Source organism: Aquilutibacter rugosus (assembly GCF_036541335.1).
GTDB classification, from domain to species: Bacteria; Pseudomonadota; Gammaproteobacteria; order Xanthomonadales; family Xanthomonadaceae; genus Aquilutibacter; species Aquilutibacter rugosus.
On record NZ_JAZHBO010000003.1, the window covers coordinates 1 to 1,246 of the forward strand.

Genomic DNA, 1,246 nt, shown 5'->3' on the forward strand with positions numbered 1-1,246 from the left:
ATGGCAAAGGGTAAGTTTGAACGCACCAAGCCGCACGTTAACGTCGGCACCATCGGTCACGTTGACCACGGCAAGACCACGCTGACCGCCGCACTGACCAAGATCGGCGCCGAGCGTTTCGGTGGCGAATTCAAGGCCTATGACGCGATTGACGCGGCGCCTGAAGAAAAGGCCCGCGGCATCACGATTTCGACCGCACACGTCGAATACGAAAGCCCGACCCGTCACTACGCTCACGTGGATTGCCCGGGACACGCCGACTACGTCAAGAACATGATCACCGGTGCTGCCCAAATGGACGGCGCGATCCTGGTCTGCTCGGCCGCTGACGGCCCGATGCCGCAAACCCGCGAACACATCCTGCTGTCGCGTCAGGTTGGCGTGCCGCACATCGTCGTGTTCCTGAACAAGGCCGACATGGTGGACGACGCAGAACTGCTCGAACTGGTCGAAATGGAAGTTCGCGAACTGCTGAGCAAGTACGACTTCCCGGGCGACGACACTCCGATCATTCACGGTTCGGCCCGTCTGGCTCTGGAAGGCGACCAATCGGAAATCGGCGTTCCTGCCATTCTGAAGCTGGTTGACGCTCTGGACTCGTGGATTCCGGAACCGGAACGCGATATTGACAAGCCGTTCCTGATGCCGGTCGAAGACGTGTTCTCGATCTCGGGTCGTGGCACCGTGGTGACCGGCCGTATCGAACGCGGCATCATCAAGGTTGGTGACGAAATCGAAATCGTCGGTATCCGTCCTACGCAAAAGACGACCGTTACGGGCGTTGAAATGTTCCGCAAGCTGCTGGACCAAGGTCAGGCAGGCGACAACGCCGGTCTGCTGCTGCGCGGCACCAAGCGTGACGACGTGGAACGCGGCCAAGTGCTGTGCAAGCCGGGCTCGATCACTCCGCACACCGACTTCGAAGCCGAAGTGTACGTGCTGTCCAAGGACGAAGGTGGCCGTCACACGCCGTTCTTCAAGGGCTACCGTCCCCAGTTCTACTTCCGCACCACCGACATCACCGGTGCTGTTGAACTGCCGGAAGGCACCGAAATGGTGATGCCGGGCGACAACGTCAAGATGGTTGTCTCGCTGATCAACCCGGTTGCTATGGACGAAGGTCTGCGCTTCGCGATCCGCGAAGGCGGCCGTACCGTCGGCGCCGGCGTCGTGGCCAAGATCATCAAGTAATCTTAGGCACCGCAAGCAACACCAAAAAGGGCCGCTCATTGAGCGGCCCTTTTTT

At 60.0% G+C, this 1,246-nt stretch carries 1 protein-coding gene; it reads left to right on the top strand.

Going from position 1 to position 1,246, the window contains the following annotated elements; genetic code table 11:
* The gene (tuf, locus tag V3390_RS10165; protein ID WP_331704359.1) at positions 1-1,191 is read left to right on the top strand and encodes an elongation factor Tu; all 1,191 of its coding nucleotides are present in this window, start codon (positions 1-3) and stop codon (positions 1,189-1,191) included.
* Positions 1,192-1,246: the final 55 nt, after the last annotated feature.